The sequence below is a fragment of the Gordonibacter urolithinfaciens genome (assembly GCF_900199375.1).
Lineage (GTDB): Bacteria > Actinomycetota > Coriobacteriia > Coriobacteriales > Eggerthellaceae > Gordonibacter > Gordonibacter urolithinfaciens.
Genome location: NZ_LT900217.1, coordinates 2,768,913 through 2,782,513, shown reverse-complemented (window position 1 = coordinate 2,782,513; position 13,601 = coordinate 2,768,913). Strand labels below are relative to the sequence as shown.

Sequence of the window (13,601 nt, the reverse complement as noted above, 5' to 3'; positions counted from 1 at the left end):
CGAGCCGCTCATCTTTTTTACAAGGGGGAGATCATGGGGGCGCTGAACTTCTACACCGTCGATCAGGCTTATATCGACGAGCTACAGGCCATCGAGCCGAAGGTGCCGAACGTGCAGTACGAGAAGCACAACAAGTTCGTGTGCGGCGTCCTGTTCCGCATCCACGGTCTTGACTACTTCGCACCCGTTTCCTCGTTCACCAAATCGCAGAAGACAAGCTTCGTCATCAAGAACGTGAACAACAAGCCCGTCGGAAGCCTGCGGTTCTCCTTCATGTTCCCCATCCCGCCCGACCTGCGAGCCGTCAAGAGCTTCGACGAAGAGGACTACCAGCGCAAGCGCCTGCTTCTTGAGGAATACCAGTACTGCAACCGCAAGGCGCGGCAGATCGTCTCGAAGGCGCAGCACGTCTACGACATGGCGACCTCGGGAAAGGACCCGCATCTGGCCGCGGTGTGCTGCGACTTCAAGCGGCTCGAGGCGCACCTGCGCGAGCGGCAGGCGAACTCGTAGGGACGCTCGCACGCCGCGGCGGTAGGCGAGCCGCCGTATCACGCCCCCAGCGCCCCGCCTAGCGCCCATACCCGCGATCCGGCCTGCCCGCGCTCCTGCCCGCCGCGCCTTACCGTCTTGCCCGTGCCCTCCTGTATCCTCGCTATTCTGTGTTACTATATACTGGTACTAAGCACCGCTGAATACCGTTCACCCGAACCGCTTGGAAGGAGGGAGCGATGGAGAACCTAACCGAGATGCTGAAAGGCGTGCTGGAGGGCTGCGTGCTGGAGATCATCGGCCGCGAGGAGACGTACGGCTACGAGATAACCCGGCACCTGAACGCGCTGGGCTTCGCCGACGTATCGGAAGGCACGGTGTACGCCATCCTCGTGCGCCTGGAGAGGAACGGGCTGGTGGACACCCAGAAGAAGCCGTCCGAGCTGGGCCCGCCGCGCAAGTTCTACGCGCTGAACGATACGGGCCGCGAGGAGCTCGTGCGCTTCTGGGCGAAATGGGAGTTCGTCGCGTCGAAGATCAACGAGCTGAAGGAGAGCCGATGAAGAACCCGGTCGCCTATTTCAAGAAGGTCGCCCGCGAGAAGCGCGAGTACCGCGAGGCCATGGCGCGCGTCAAGGCGCTGCCCGAGGACTACCGCTTCGTGTACGACAAGATCCAGCACTATATGTGGAACCATGTGGCCGGCGACGGCATGGACATGACCGTGGTGCTGGCCGACCTCGTGGACCTGTTCGAACAGGGCGCCGCGGCCGGTCGGGACGTGCTGGACGTCACCGGCGAGGACGTGGCCGCGTTCTGCGACGACCTGCTGACGGGCGCGAAAACGTACCAGGGCACGAAGCAGGACGCCCTCAACCGCGCTATCATGGGAAAGCTGGGGAGCAACCGCCCCTAGCCCGACGAGAGGAGAGGACCTGGCATGATCGAGGTGGAGAGCAACCGGCATGCCTGGGGCATGCTGGCCGAGGACCATTACCGCCACTACCGGAAGCGCATCGAGGACGGGGAGAACCGTCTGAACGCCCACATACGGGAAGAGCTGGGCGATTTGGCCGGCAAGCGCGTGGCGCACCTGCAGTGCAACGTCGGGTTCGACACGCTGGCGCTGGCCGAAGGCGCGGCGCACGTGACGGGCGTTGACCTGGCTCCCGAGAACGTGCGCTGTGCGCGGATGCTCGCCGAGGACTTCGGGTTCGCGAACGTCGATTTCGTCGAGGCCGACGCCTGCAACCTGCCCGCCAGCCTCGACGGCCGCTACGACGTGGTGTTCACATCCGAGGGGGTGCTGGGCTGGCTCCCCGACCTCGATTCCTGGGCGCGCGGCGTGCGACGGCTGCTCGCGGACGGCGGCTTCCTCTACGTGTTCGACTCGCATCCGTTCTACCTGGCCTTCGACGAGGCCAAGCTGGGACGCGGCGAGTACGACCTGGCGTACCCCTACTTCGGCAAGGAGCCCGACGTGGACGACTGCATCGGCGGCTACGCCTCGGAGCCGAAGGAGGGCGTCGAGGCGTACTTCTGGATGCACCCCGTCTCGGACATCCTGAACGCGCTTATCGGGGCCGGCTTGCGCATCGACGCGTTCAACGAGTTCCCCGAGAACTTCTTCGACTCGGGCAGCCTCGAGCTCTCCCCCGAGAAGGGCCTCTACGAGCTCCCTGGCAACGACGACAGGTTCCCGATGACGTTCAGCCTGCGCGCCTCGGCGTGACGGCGCGCACGTGGGACGGGTGCCGGGAGCAGGGAGACTTCGGGGCTTGGAGGGTGGAGACGCCGGAAGACCTGCCCGATGCCGCGAGGGTCGCGCCGGGAGGCGGGCCGCCCCTCACTTCCGGTACTCGAGGCACCACCGGATGCAGTACGAAGCACTCGCGGCAACGAGGGTGGCGGCGATGATTCCCACGGCCGTGCGGTACACGGCTACGGCGTCGCCCAGGAAGGTTGCGGAGAGGAACTGGGCGGCAGCCAGCACGCCCAGGCCCACGATCAAGCACGTCATGAGCACCCGGTACGCGGTTCTGAGCGCGCGGCCCGTTATCTGGAGCTCGCGCTCGTCGTCGGCTGCGAGCTCCAGGTTGTCCCGCGTGCTCGCATGCAGCCCGCTGCGCCTCACGAACATCGCACGGGCGATGGGATAGAGCACCAGAAACACCACGAACACCGCCATGAGCGGCGAGAGGTGGACGGAAAGGGAGAAGCCGTCTGCGGTCGCACCGCCCTCGTAGCGCGAGAACGGGAACATGAACGCCAGCCCCATGAGCACGAACAGCAGCACGTTGCCCACGCTCTCGAACACCACCTTCTTCATGATTGCTCCTCCTTGCTGAACACGTCCTCCACCGCGGCATCGAACACCTCGCACAGGTTGAGCGCGAAAAGCAGCGACGGCACGTAGCTCCCCTTCTCCAGCGAGATGATGGTCTGGCGGGTGACGCCCGTGAGCCGTGCCAGCTCGCTTTGGGAGAGCCCGCGGTCCTCGCGCAGCTCCCTCACCCGGTTCCTGATGGTGTCCACGGTCGGCTCGATTCAATAGTAGTAAAGTTGACTTTACCTAGTATGGCAGGCGGGCGAAGATATGTCAAGTTGACTTTACTTGCATCGCGGGCGCCCGAAACAGAACAGCCGGCGCATAATAAAGAGAACAGATGTTTCACGCTAAGCACTCCGTCGCAGGCATGGTAAGCTGGCGCTTGACAAGTTTGCGTTCCGGCAGGTTTGCACTCCGGCAGGTTTGCGCCAGTGCAAGCTGACGCCGCGGCAAGCTGGCGCTTGGCGAGTTGGCGCCTTGAATGCAGGCAGGAAAGGGAGGGAGGGGGGGGCTTATGCGGATGGAACGACTCATCGGGATCATGTGCGTGCTGGCGGATGCGCAGCGCACGACCATCGGGGCGCTGGCCGAGCGGTTCGAGGTGTCGACGCGCACGATCGCGCGCGACCTCGACACGCTGGGGCAGGCGGGCGTGCCCCTCGTCACGTTCCCGGGCGCAGGCGGCGGCGTGGGCGTCGTCGAGGGCTTCAAGGTGCGCCGCGACCTGCTGAGCACGCACGACGCAGCAGCGCTGTACGCGGCGCTCGACGGGCTGCGCAGCATCGACGGCGACCAGGCCGTCACGCAGCTCATCGCCCGGCTCGTCCCCGGCGCCGACGCGAACGCGCAGGTCGCCGCGAGCGGCCCCATCGCCCTCGACCTCTCGTCGTGGTTCGCCGACGGCATCGCGCAAGAGAAGCTCGCCCTTCTGCTCGACGCCGTGCGCGAGCGGCGCTGCGCGCGGATCGAGTACATCGCGCGGTCGGGGCGCAGCGCGCGCACCGTGGAGCCGGCGCGGCTCGTCTACAAGCAATCGAGCTGGTACCTCCACGCCTTCTGCCGAGAACGCGAGGCGTTTCGCCTGTTCAAGCTCAAACGAATCGCCGCTCTCGAGGTGTTGGGCGAAACGTTCGAACCGCGCGACACCCCGGCGCTCGCCCTTTCCGCCCCGCACGCCCCGCTGCTGCTGCCGCCCGACGAGGACGTTCCGGGCACCTTCCTCGTGGAGCTCGACTACGACGCGGCCAACGAGTTCGCCCTCGTCGAAACCATCGACGCGCGCTTCCTCGAACGCGGAGCGGACGAAGCCGCCGGCGTCGCGCGCTTCCGCACCGACGACGCCGCCTGGGTGCAAAGGCTCTGCGGATTCCTGGGCGATCTCGCACATATTCGAAAACCATGACATACAGCTGTCATGGTTGCCCCCGTACTATGGGTTCCGCCCCCTAAGGAAAGGATCCACCATGCAGCATCCGAAGAAAACCGTGCTCGTCTACGTGTTCGACGGCTTCGCCGACTGGGAAAGCTCGTACGTGTGCGCCGAGCTCAACCAAACCGACTCCTTCGAGGTGAAAACCGTCGCGCCCGACCATGCCCCGAAACGCTCGATGGGCGGCATCGCCGTGGTGCCCGACTACGCGCTGGACGACGTCCCCGAGGAATTCGCCGCCCTGCTGCTCATCGGAGGCAACCCCTGGCTCGACCCGACGAGCGGCATCGACGCCGTTGAGCCCCTCGTCCGCCGTGCGCGGGAGCAAGGGGCGCTCGTGGGAGGCATCTGCAACGCGGCCGCGTTTCTGGCCGAGCACGGCTTCCTCGACGACTGCGCCCACACGGGCAACACGCTCGAGTACGTGCAGCAGTGCGCACCCCATTACCGCGGCGCCGAGCACTTCGTGGAAGCGCAGGCGGTGGCCGACCGCGGCGTGGTCACGGCGAACGGCAGCGCCGCGCTCGAGTTCGCGCGCGAGGTGCTGCGCGAGCTGGGCGCGAAGGACGACCCCGATGCCTGGTTCAAGCTCCACAAGGACGGCTTCTACCCCGGGTAGCGCCGGACGCGGCGCGGGATGCCGCTCAGGATGAGGGCGTCCCGCGCCGCGCCGATCGCACGCCGCGTCCGTCGCGAATCGGCGCGGGCGCGCGCAAGCGTCCACAAGCGAAACCCCGCGCCGCAGGAGAGAGGGCGACAGGGAAGGCGAGGGGAAGAAGGAGCGGAAAACTCTCGCCCCTAGCCCAGCGGAAACCGCAGCGTCACGCAAGCGCCGCCGTCCGCGTCCTCGCGGTTCGCCAGCTCCACCGAGCCGCCGTGGCGGGCGGCGGCCTGAGCGGCCACATGCAGCCCCAGCCCGCGGTGCCCGCGCGCGGTGCGAGCGGGATCGCCCTGGTAGAAGCGCTCGCAGGCGCGCTCCAGCGCCTCGGGAGAGAAGCCGGGCCCCGCATCGGCCACGCTCACCGCGAGCATGCCGCCCGCGCCCGCCGCCTCGTCCGCCCGCACGCGCACCTCCACCGTCGAGCCGGCGGGCGCGTGCTCCACGGCGTTCGCCACCACGTTCATCGCGGCGCGCTCCACGAGCGCCTCATCCATCCGCAGCGCCTCGGGCAGCGCCGCGCCCTCGCTCCACGCCACCTGCGCTCCGCCGCACGCCGCAAGCGCCTCGGCCTGCGCGCGCAACCGCTCGAGCAAGGGACGCAGCGGACGTTCGACCGGCGCGAACGCCGCGGCGTCGCCGAGCGTCGCATCGATGAGCGCGGCCAGGTACGTGCCCATCTGACGCGCGCCCTCGGCCGCATCGGCCGCGCACGGGCGCGCCTCGTCCGACAGCTCGCCTTCCAGCAGCAGGTCGACGTTGCCGCGCACCACGGTGAGCGGCGTCTTGAGGTCGTGCGCGAGCGCGGCGATCTGCTCGCGCTGCGCCTGCTCGCTTCTCCATTGCGCCTCGAGCGAGCGCTTGAGCGAGGCGCGCATCTCGTCCATCGCGCCCAGCACGTCGTCGATCTCGCGCACGCCCGACGCCCCCACCTCGAAGTCGAGGTCGCGCTCCTCGATGCGGCGCGCGGCGTCTGCAAGCGGGGCCATCTTGCGCGACAGCACGCGCGCCGCGCGCACGGCGATGCCCACGAGCACGAGCACCGCCAGCACGGCGAACCCTCCCAACAGCAGGTTCTGCGGGTTCGGCAGCGCGTCGCGCAGCCCCTTCGACGCGAACTGCGGCATATAGTCGTACGTCCGCACGCACACCGAGCCGTCGACCAGCTCCACCGGCTCGTAGCGCGTCGTGCTCAGCCCCCCGTAGGCGATGGCGAGCCCGTCGAAGGCGGCCGCCTTGAGATCGTCCCTCGCGCGCTCGGGCGCATCGCCGGCCACGTAGGCGCCGTCCTGCGCGAACAGGGCCCAGCGAAAGCTCGACGGCACGGCGTCGTCGATCGCCCCAGCATCGTCGCTCGGCAGCTCAGCCAGGCGCGCCGACGTCTCCGCGAGCGCCGTGTCGCCGTAGTTCGCCGGATACACCGTGCCCGTGCCGACGAGGATGCCGAACACGGCGTACGTCCCCAGCGCCAACGCGACGGCCGCCGCCAGCACGTAGGCGAAGTAGCGCAGGATGACCAGGCTCAACGGCAGACCGCGCCCGCGGGCGCGCCGGGTTCCGCTTCCGCTCACGCGATCCATTTGTACCCCACCCCCCATACGGTCTGCACGGGTTCCGCGCCCGCCGCCTTCAGCTTCGCGCGCGCGTTGCTCACGTGCACCGAGATCGTGGCCGCGTCGCTTTCGGCGCCCCAACCCAGCACGCCTTCGACGATCTGGTCGCGCGAGAACACCTGGCCGGGGTGGCGTGCCAAGAACTCGCACACGTCGAACTCGGTCTTCGTCAGCGCCACGCGCGCCTCGCCCACGTACAGCTCCCGCGCCGCGAGGTCGAGCCGCACGTCGCCGAACGCGAGGGCGTACACGCGCTCCCGCTTCTCGCGCCGCAGGTGGGCGGCTACCTTCGCGCGCAGCTCGGCCGCGCCGAAGGGCTTGCGCACGTAGTCGTCCGCGCCCACGCCGAGGCCGAACACGGCGTCCTCCTCCGCGGCTTTCGCCGTGAGGAACACGATGGGCGCGTCCGTGCGCTCGCGGACGATGCGGCACAGCTCGAAGCCGTCCATGCCGGGCATCATCACGTCGAGCAGCACGAGGTCGTAGCGCTCGGGATGCGCGGCGAGCGCCTCCTCGGCGCATGCCGCGCAGCGCACGTCGTGACCGTCCTTGCCGAGCGTGCGCTCAAGCAGGCTCCTGATCGCCGGCTCGTCGTCCACCGCCAGTATCCGCGCCATCTTCGCTCCTTTCCTTCGTCGTCGAGTGTAGCATGAGGCGGCAAACCCGTCCCGCCGCCCCGCGTCTCACTGCCCCGCGTCCCGCCAGTCCCGATCCGCATATTCGCCCCGAACACACGCTTGGAGGCCGTTTTGCGTGTGTTTCGGGCGACGGGGGCTCCGGTCGGGCACGGAAGACGGAGGCGAGGCGCGAGGGGCGATGCCTCATTCGCCGCCGCGGCGGCCTTCGAAACGGTTCGCGCAGGCCAGCACCGCGGCTGCCACGACGGCCGTCAGGACGACGCACGCAAGCGCCACCGTCGTCCAGGCCGACGCGAGCGCCTGGGCATGGCCGGCCGCGCCCATCGCCGAGGCGATGGACGCCTCGAGGGGCAGCGTCGCCAGGCGGGACGGCCAGGCGAACGGCACGAGCGCGGCCGCCTCGACGCCCAGCGCCCCGGAAAACGTTCCCGTCACCAGCCCGTTCGCCAGCCCGCCGAGCAGCGCCATCGCAGCGATGAACCCGAGCGCGCCCAGGCCGATGGACGCGTTGCGCCCCCACTTCAGCGCCACGATCAGGAAGACCGCGTACGAGCACGCGCTTCCCAGCGCGATGCCCAGCACGGCCAGCGCGAGGGCCGGAAGCTCCGGCATCGGGCGCACGGCCAGCGCGAGGGCCGCGCAGAACAGCACCGCCGCCCAGGCAGCCGCCGCGAGGCCGAGCCCCAAAAGCGCGACGATCTTCGCCGCAAGCGCGCTTCTGCGCGACGACACGCCCAAGAGGTTCGCCGCCTCGCCCGCCCGCTGCTCCGCGTCGGCCGCCAGCCCGCACGAGATGCCCGCCAAAAGCGGCGCGCCGGCGCCGAGCAGCTGGAAGAACGCGTCGGTCCCCATGAGCGAATCCCAGGCCGAGAACGCGAAGTACGCGCCCGCCAGCCCGCCGAGCACCGTCGCCAACACCGCATGGAGCCACACGAGGGGCGAGCGGCGCAGCCGCGCAGCCTCCGAGCGCAGCGCGTGCGCGAACGTCACCCGCGCCATCATGCGGCCTCGCGCTTCGAGAACCACGCCGCCCCGGCGATGGCGAGCGCCGCGAACAGGGCAAGGGCCACCGCGATGCCGAGCACGGCGTCCCCGCCGAAGGTGCCGAGCGCGTCTCCCGCCTCGAGCGGCACGCCCGAGGGCGCCACGCCCAAGAGCGGCGCTACCGCGCACAGCGTCGTGGCCGGGGGAAACGCGAACCACGCGCCCGACGTCCACAGCGCGATGCCCACGCCCACCTGCGCCAAAGCCGGAATCGCGATGCCGGCGAGCGTGCCGAAGCGCAGGGTCAGCGCGAGCGCGGCGGGAACCATCCACGAGCTGGCGAGGGTCAGCAGGACCGCCGTGGCCAGCCCCTCGGCGAAGCTCGGCCCCTCGGCGCCGAGCGCCGTGAGCACCGTCGAGCAGGCGAGCACGACGAGGTTCGCCCCCAGTACGAGCGCGAGCGCATAGGCCACCTTGGCCCACCACGTGCGCGCCGGCGGCAGCGGAAGCCCGAGCACCGGGCGCAGCTTCTGCCGCGCGTCGAGGTTCGCGATGGACGCGCAGATGAGCGCGATGGCCACCGGCATCATGAGCGCGTACCAGTAGTTCCACAAGCACGTCGCGATGCCGCCGATGGCGCCCGTGCCCGGGATCACGCCCGAGGACAGCACGCCCAGCGCGCAGAACGGCAGCGGCGCGATGAGCGCCACCTTGCGCGGGGCGCCGCGGCGGCCCTTGAGCACCTCCGCCTTGAACACGGTCGGAAACGATCCTGCTGCAGCTCCCATCATGCCACCGCCTTCCCCATGCACACGTCCATGAACAGTTTCTCCAGATCGACGCCCGCGTCGAGCGGTGCCTCGTAGGCCAGCCGGCCCTCCACGATGATGCCGACGAGGTCGGCCACGTGCTCCACTTCGTTCAAGATATGGCTCGACAGCACCACGGTGATGCCGCGCTCCGGGAACGACCGGATGAGCGCGCGCAGCTCCTGGATGCCCACCGGGTCGAGGCCGTTCGTCGGCTCGTCGAGGATGAGCAGGCGCGGGCTGCCCACGAGCGCGAGCGCGATGCCGAGGCGCTGCTTCATGCCGAGCGAGAACTGCCCCGCGCGCTTCGACCCCGTATGGGCGAGCTCCACCGTGGCCAGCGCCTCGTCGATGCGGCTTTCGGGCATGCCCAAGAGCGTCGTGCGCACGCGCAGGTTCTCGCGCGCGGTGAGGTTGTCGTAGAGCGGCGGCGTCTCGATGAGCGCGCCGATGCCGTCGAGGTCGGCGCGCGTCCACGGGCGCCCCGCGAAGGCGATGCCGCCCGACGTGGGGCGCAGCATGCCGCACACCATTTTAAGCAGCGTCGACTTCCCCGCGCCGTTCGGCCCCAAAAGGCCGTACACCGAGCCCTCCGGCACGTGCAGCGACACATGGTCGACCGCCGTCTGTCCCTTGAACGTCTTCGTGAGCGCGTTCGTCTCCAATATGCATCCCATAGATCTTTCCTTTCTCTTGCCTGAACCCAGGATGCGCCCGGTTCTTAAAGATTCTTTAAAGGCCGCGGCGCTTTTTCCCGCGCCCCCTCGGCGCGCTATACTGTCATCTTGTGCAAACGCAAGAGGAAGGGAACCGCATGGCCGTGTTGCGCGCAGATTTCTCCTTGGCCGAAAAGGCGTTCGCCGTCGTCGGCGCCGTCGCGCTGTTCGGCGGGTTCGGCGCGCTCATGTACGGGGAATTCGCGCCTTCCGTCGGAATCCAGGGGCTCGTCGATCGCGGCATCGGGGGCATCGGGTTCTTGGCCATGGGGATCGGCGTGCTCTGCTTCGTGCCGCCGGTCCTGCACGACCCGTGGCGCGCTCGCCCGCGCACCGCGGAGGGGCGGCGCGCGCTGGCACGCGAAACGGCGCGACAGGCGGGCGTCGTCGTCCTCAACCTCGTCTGCTACGCGGGAACGACGATCTTCGCCCTCGGCGCGCTCACCGCGCTCGGCCGCGCGCCCCTCGCCGCAGGGGCCGCCATCGCGCTCTGCGTCGCCGTGTTCGCGCTCTACCGGCGGCATCGGCAGAAGCACCGCTGCACGTACGGCGTCGTCAAGCCGTTCGGCATCGTGGCGTTCATGCTCGCGTTCGGCGCGGCCGCAGGAGCGTTCGGAGCGCTGCGGGCATCCGACGCCGTGGCCGACGCGATCGAGGGTCCGCGCGAGCAGCGCTGCCTCCTGAGTGACTTCGAGGAGCAGCGTCCCTCGGGCCGATACGCCTCTGCGCGCTCGGCCGACCTCGTAGTCGAGTTCGTCGCCGAGGACGGCGAGACCGTGCGCGTGTCCGTCAAGGAGCAGGACCGCGATGCGCTCCGGCAGATCGCCGACGCCGGCGACGCCGTGCGCCTCGCCTATTACCCCCGGACCGAGGTGTTCGTGAGCGCGCGCCCCGCCCACGCCCCCTCGCCGCAGGCGTAGCGAGGGCTTCCGGCCGCGGCTACTCCCCCGCGGCCGCCCCTTCGCCGTCGTGGGCGCACGCCTCGAGCCGGTCGAGGTACTCCCGCCCCCACGCGCACATGGCCTCGAGCACGGGCGTGAACGAGCGGCCGAGCGCGGTCAGCGCGTACTCCGTCTTCGGGGGCACCACCGGATAGACGATGCGCGTCAACATCCCGTCCGCCTCCAGCTCGCGCAGCTGCTGCGTCAGCATCTTGGACGTGGCCTGCGGAATGAGGCGGCGCAACTCCCCGAACCGCAGCTTGCCGCCGCGCAGGTGCCACAGGATGAGCGCCTTGTGGCGCCCGCCCACCAGATCGAGCGTCGCCTCCACCGAGCAGTGGTACGCGTTCGCACGCTTCGCCATGGCGCGCTCCTTCCCCGTTCAACCCATTAGTATCCTTTTGGATAGTATATACCAAAAGAGTGCCTACTTGTCATTTGGATATCATGGAGTACCCTGAGCGGCAAGGGAACCGGAAAACACGGAAAGGATCGCATTATGGATTTCCTCGAACTGGCCAAGCGCCGCCACTCGTCGCGCGCCTACGAGGCGCGCCCCGTCGAACGGGAGAAGGTCGACCGCATCGTGGAGGCCGCCCACGTGGCGCCCACGGCGTCGAACCGCCAGCCGGTGCGCCTCGCCGTCGTCGAGGGCGCCGAGGCGCTCGCGCGGCTGGGCGCGGCCGGCAACCTGCACGGGGCGCCGCTCGCCATCGTCGTGTGCGCCGACCACGGGCGCTCGTGGAAGCGCTCCTTCGACGGCCTGGACGCGGCCCTCATCGACGCGAGCATCCTGGCGGACCACATGATGATGGAGGCCACCGATCTGGGCCTGGGCACCTGCTGGATCTGCGCGTTCGACCCCGCCGTCGCGTCGCGGGCGCTCGAGCTGCCCGCTACGCTCGAGCCGGTGAGCATCCTGGCGGCCGGCTACGCCGCCGACGCCCCCGCCGACCCCGAGCGCCACGCCGAGACGCGCATCCCCGTGCGCGAGCTCGTGCTCTTCCGCGGCTGACGCCGCGCCGGGAGCGCCGGGGACGGCCGGCGGCGGGGCGCGGGGATGCGGCACGACCGGTGTCGAGGCGCGGGGACGCAGCGCGGCTACCCGGCAGCGGCCTGCCGGGGCGGGCCATCCGTCGGCACGGCAACCCGGCGACGGCTCCCCTGCGGCGGCCATCCGGCGGCAGGGCACCCCGCCGCCCGAACGCAGGCGCGCCCGGCATCCGTTGGGGACGGGATGCCGGGCGCGCCTTCTTGTGTTTCAGACCGCAATCACTATATGACGTAATCTAATAGTTGTCAATGACCTCTATTGTAGTTTTTCGCGAATAGAGGCGGAGCGGGCCGCGTTCTAGTATCATGGTCGCACGACGGAACGCGCGCGTGCGGCACCGTGCCGCACGCGGGAGGAAGGGAGCGCCCATGGAGGCCTACAAGCAGGAGTTCATCGAATTCATGGTGGAGAGCGACGTGCTCAAGTTCGGCGACTTCACGCTGAAGAGCGGCCGGAAGTCCCCCTTCTTCATGAACGCGGGCGCCTACGTGACGGGCTCGCAGCTCCACCGCCTGGGCCAGTTCTACGCCCGCGCCATCCACGACGCGTTCGGCTTGGACTTCGACGTGGTGTTCGGCCCGGCGTACAAGGGCATCCCACTGTCCGTCATCACCACGATGGCGCTCTCGGAGCTCTACGGCAAGGAGGTGCGCTACTGCTCGAATCGCAAGGAAGTCAAGGACCACGGCGACACGGGCATCCTGCTGGGCTCGGCGCTGCACGACGGCGACCGCGTGGTCATCGTGGAGGACGTGACCACGTCGGGCAAGTCCATCGAGGAGACGCACCCCATCCTCATGCAGCAGGCGGACGTGGAGGTGGTGGGCCTCATGGTGTCGCTCAACCGCATGGAAGTCGGAAAGGGCGGCGAAATCTGCGCGCTCGACGAGGTGCGCGAGCGCTACGGCTTCGCATGCGCGTCCATCGTGGACATGGCCGAGGTCACGGAGCACCTGCTGAACCGCGAGTGCCAGGGCCGCGTGGTCATCGACGACGAAGTGAAGGCTGCGCTGGACGCCTACTACGAGCAGTACGGCGCGAAGTAGCCCCGCCCTCCCGCAGGTGCGGCCGTCAGGCCGAACGAAGCGAAAGACGGCCATCGGGATGAACGACAGGGGGAGCGCATGGTGCGCTCCCCCTGTCGTTCATCCCGGGCAGACCCAGGTCGCCTCACTATCCGTTCGCCGCCACGAGCAGGGCCGTCAGCGCCAGGACGAGCAGCGTGCAGGCAAGCCCCGCGGCGTTGCACCAGCGCAGCGCGCGCCCGTCCGAGCGGAAGGCGCGGCGCGCGAGCGCGTAGAGGCCCAGCCCCAGCGCGCCGCCCGCCGTGTTCGCGATCAGGTCGGTGACGTCCGACGCCCCCATGGCGAACGCGAACTGCAATACCTCGAAGCCCAGGCTCACGGCCGCCACGGCCGCGATGCCCCGCCAAAGCGGCTGGCGCCCTGCGAGCATGCCCAGGTACAGCCCGAACGGCACGAACGCCACCAGGTTCTCCACGGCCTCGCGGTAGTCGGCCGCGCCGTTGATGACCGTCGCGCCCGCCAACGGCACCAGGTTCACGCTGCGCATCGTGCCTGCCACGTCAAGCGAGAACTGCCCTTTAAGCAGCACGATCCATGCCAAGAACGCCAGATAGACCGCGAAGAGGCACCCGGTGAGCGCCCGGCTTCCCAAGAACCCCGCCGGCCGTTCCATCTGGAACGCCGCCGGTGCGGCGATACCCGGAAGGCCGTCCGCCACGCCACCTGCCCCGTGCCCGGCGCCGCGTCCCAGCCCGTGTTCGACCGCGCCGCGGCGCCCGCCGTCGCGTTCGCCGTCCCTCGCAGGGCCGTCCGCCCTGCCCGCCGCCTTGCCTGCACACCCGCAAGCCTTTGACTGCTCCATAAGGCCGCTCCTTCTCCGCTTCCGCCCGGTTGCGCCCCGGTGCGCGCAACC

18 protein-coding genes are annotated in these 13,601 nt (G+C 69.4%); 9 read left to right on the top strand and 9 right to left on the bottom strand.

Annotated elements, in window-relative coordinates; all coding sequences use genetic code 11:
- The first annotated feature begins 33 nt into the window (after positions 1-33).
- The 4 genes from BN3560_RS11905 to BN3560_RS11890 all read left to right on the top strand — a co-directional run bounded on the left by BN3560_RS11905 (position 34) and on the right by BN3560_RS11890 (position 2,224).
- Positions 34-513, top strand: a complete 480-nt coding sequence (locus BN3560_RS11905; protein ID WP_157780582.1) for a type III toxin-antitoxin system ToxN/AbiQ family toxin — start codon at positions 34-36, stop codon at positions 511-513.
- Positions 514-731: 218 nt separating this feature from the next.
- Positions 732-1,055 carry a PadR family transcriptional regulator gene (locus tag BN3560_RS11900; RefSeq protein WP_096228215.1) on the top strand — a complete coding sequence of 108 codons (324 nt, stop codon included), beginning with the start codon at positions 732-734 and terminating at the stop codon, positions 1,053-1,055.
- Positions 1,052-1,408, top strand: a complete 357-nt coding sequence (locus BN3560_RS11895) for a DUF1048 domain-containing protein (RefSeq protein WP_087191954.1) — start codon at positions 1,052-1,054, stop codon at positions 1,406-1,408. Before BN3560_RS11900 ends, BN3560_RS11895 begins: the two co-directional genes overlap by 4 nt.
- Before the next feature lie 24 nt (positions 1,409-1,432).
- Positions 1,433-2,224, top strand: coding sequence for a class I SAM-dependent methyltransferase (locus BN3560_RS11890; RefSeq protein WP_096228214.1), 792 nt, complete (start codon positions 1,433-1,435; stop codon positions 2,222-2,224).
- A gap of 114 nt (positions 2,225-2,338) precedes the next feature.
- On the opposite strand, the gene BN3560_RS11885 is transcribed toward BN3560_RS11890, so the two are convergent.
- Together BN3560_RS11885 and BN3560_RS11880 are read right to left on the bottom strand one after the other, a co-directional pair.
- A complete protein-coding gene (locus tag BN3560_RS11885) occupies positions 2,339-2,821 on the bottom strand; it encodes a hypothetical protein (RefSeq protein ID WP_096228213.1) in 483 nt (160 codons plus the stop codon).
- Positions 2,818-3,027, bottom strand: a complete 210-nt coding sequence (locus tag BN3560_RS11880; protein WP_087191957.1) for a helix-turn-helix transcriptional regulator — start codon at positions 3,025-3,027, stop codon at positions 2,818-2,820. Before BN3560_RS11880 ends, BN3560_RS11885 begins: the two co-directional genes overlap by 4 nt.
- 308 nt (positions 3,028-3,335) lie before the next feature.
- Between BN3560_RS11880 and BN3560_RS11875 the strand changes: the two genes are divergently transcribed.
- Entirely contained in the window at positions 3,336-4,223 is an 888-nt protein-coding gene (locus BN3560_RS11875) for a helix-turn-helix transcriptional regulator (protein WP_161959473.1), read from the top strand.
- A gap of 61 nt (positions 4,224-4,284) precedes the next feature.
- Positions 4,285-4,869: a type 1 glutamine amidotransferase family protein gene (locus BN3560_RS11870; protein WP_096228211.1), complete on the top strand. Its 585-nt coding sequence runs from the start codon at positions 4,285-4,287 to the stop codon at positions 4,867-4,869.
- Between the two features lie 179 nt (positions 4,870-5,048).
- Here the strand turns inward: BN3560_RS11870 and BN3560_RS11865 are convergent, their stop codons facing one another.
- From BN3560_RS11865 to BN3560_RS11845, 5 genes are all read right to left on the bottom strand, one after another.
- Positions 5,049-6,488, bottom strand: coding sequence for a HAMP domain-containing sensor histidine kinase (locus tag BN3560_RS11865; RefSeq protein WP_231897395.1), 1,440 nt, complete (start codon positions 6,486-6,488; stop codon positions 5,049-5,051).
- Positions 6,476-7,138: a response regulator transcription factor gene (locus BN3560_RS11860; RefSeq protein WP_087191961.1), complete on the bottom strand. Its 663-nt coding sequence runs from the start codon at positions 7,136-7,138 to the stop codon at positions 6,476-6,478. Before BN3560_RS11860 ends, BN3560_RS11865 begins: the two co-directional genes overlap by 13 nt.
- A 204-nt stretch (positions 7,139-7,342) precedes the next feature.
- The gene (locus BN3560_RS11855; RefSeq protein WP_231897394.1) at positions 7,343-8,161 is read right to left on the bottom strand and encodes an ABC transporter permease; all 819 of its coding nucleotides are present in this window, start codon (positions 8,159-8,161) and stop codon (positions 7,343-7,345) included.
- Positions 8,158-8,934, bottom strand: a complete 777-nt coding sequence (locus tag BN3560_RS11850) for a lantibiotic immunity ABC transporter MutE/EpiE family permease subunit (RefSeq protein WP_096228208.1) — start codon at positions 8,932-8,934, stop codon at positions 8,158-8,160. Before BN3560_RS11850 ends, BN3560_RS11855 begins: the two co-directional genes overlap by 4 nt.
- Positions 8,931-9,629, bottom strand: coding sequence for a lantibiotic protection ABC transporter ATP-binding protein (locus BN3560_RS11845; protein WP_096228207.1), 699 nt, complete (start codon positions 9,627-9,629; stop codon positions 8,931-8,933). The genes BN3560_RS11850 and BN3560_RS11845 overlap by 4 nt, the downstream gene beginning before the upstream one ends.
- 137 nt (positions 9,630-9,766) lie before the next feature.
- Between BN3560_RS11845 and BN3560_RS11840 the strand changes: the two genes are divergently transcribed.
- Positions 9,767-10,588, top strand: a complete 822-nt coding sequence (locus BN3560_RS11840) for a hypothetical protein (RefSeq protein WP_096228206.1) — start codon at positions 9,767-9,769, stop codon at positions 10,586-10,588.
- A 19-nt stretch (positions 10,589-10,607) separates the two neighbouring features.
- On the opposite strand, the gene BN3560_RS11835 is transcribed toward BN3560_RS11840, so the two are convergent.
- On the bottom strand, positions 10,608-10,973 hold the full coding sequence (locus BN3560_RS11835) for a winged helix-turn-helix transcriptional regulator (RefSeq protein WP_096228205.1): 366 nt from the start codon (positions 10,971-10,973) through the stop codon (positions 10,608-10,610).
- A 135-nt stretch (positions 10,974-11,108) separates the two neighbouring features.
- Here BN3560_RS11835 and BN3560_RS11830 point away from each other — a divergent pair, with 135 nt between their 5' ends.
- Complete coding sequence (locus tag BN3560_RS11830) at positions 11,109-11,624, top strand: nitroreductase family protein (protein ID WP_096228204.1); 516 nt, start codon at positions 11,109-11,111, stop codon at positions 11,622-11,624.
- A gap of 407 nt (positions 11,625-12,031) precedes the next feature.
- Positions 12,032-12,709 (top strand): orotate phosphoribosyltransferase, encoded by a 678-nt coding sequence (gene pyrE, locus BN3560_RS11825; RefSeq protein ID WP_096228203.1) that lies wholly within the window; start codon positions 12,032-12,034, stop codon positions 12,707-12,709.
- A 127-nt stretch (positions 12,710-12,836) separates the two neighbouring features.
- Here pyrE and BN3560_RS11820 read toward each other — a convergent pair whose 3' ends face one another.
- Positions 12,837-13,550 (bottom strand): VanZ family protein, encoded by a 714-nt coding sequence (locus BN3560_RS11820; protein WP_096228202.1) that lies wholly within the window; start codon positions 13,548-13,550, stop codon positions 12,837-12,839.
- Between the last annotated feature and the right edge of the window lie 51 nt (positions 13,551-13,601).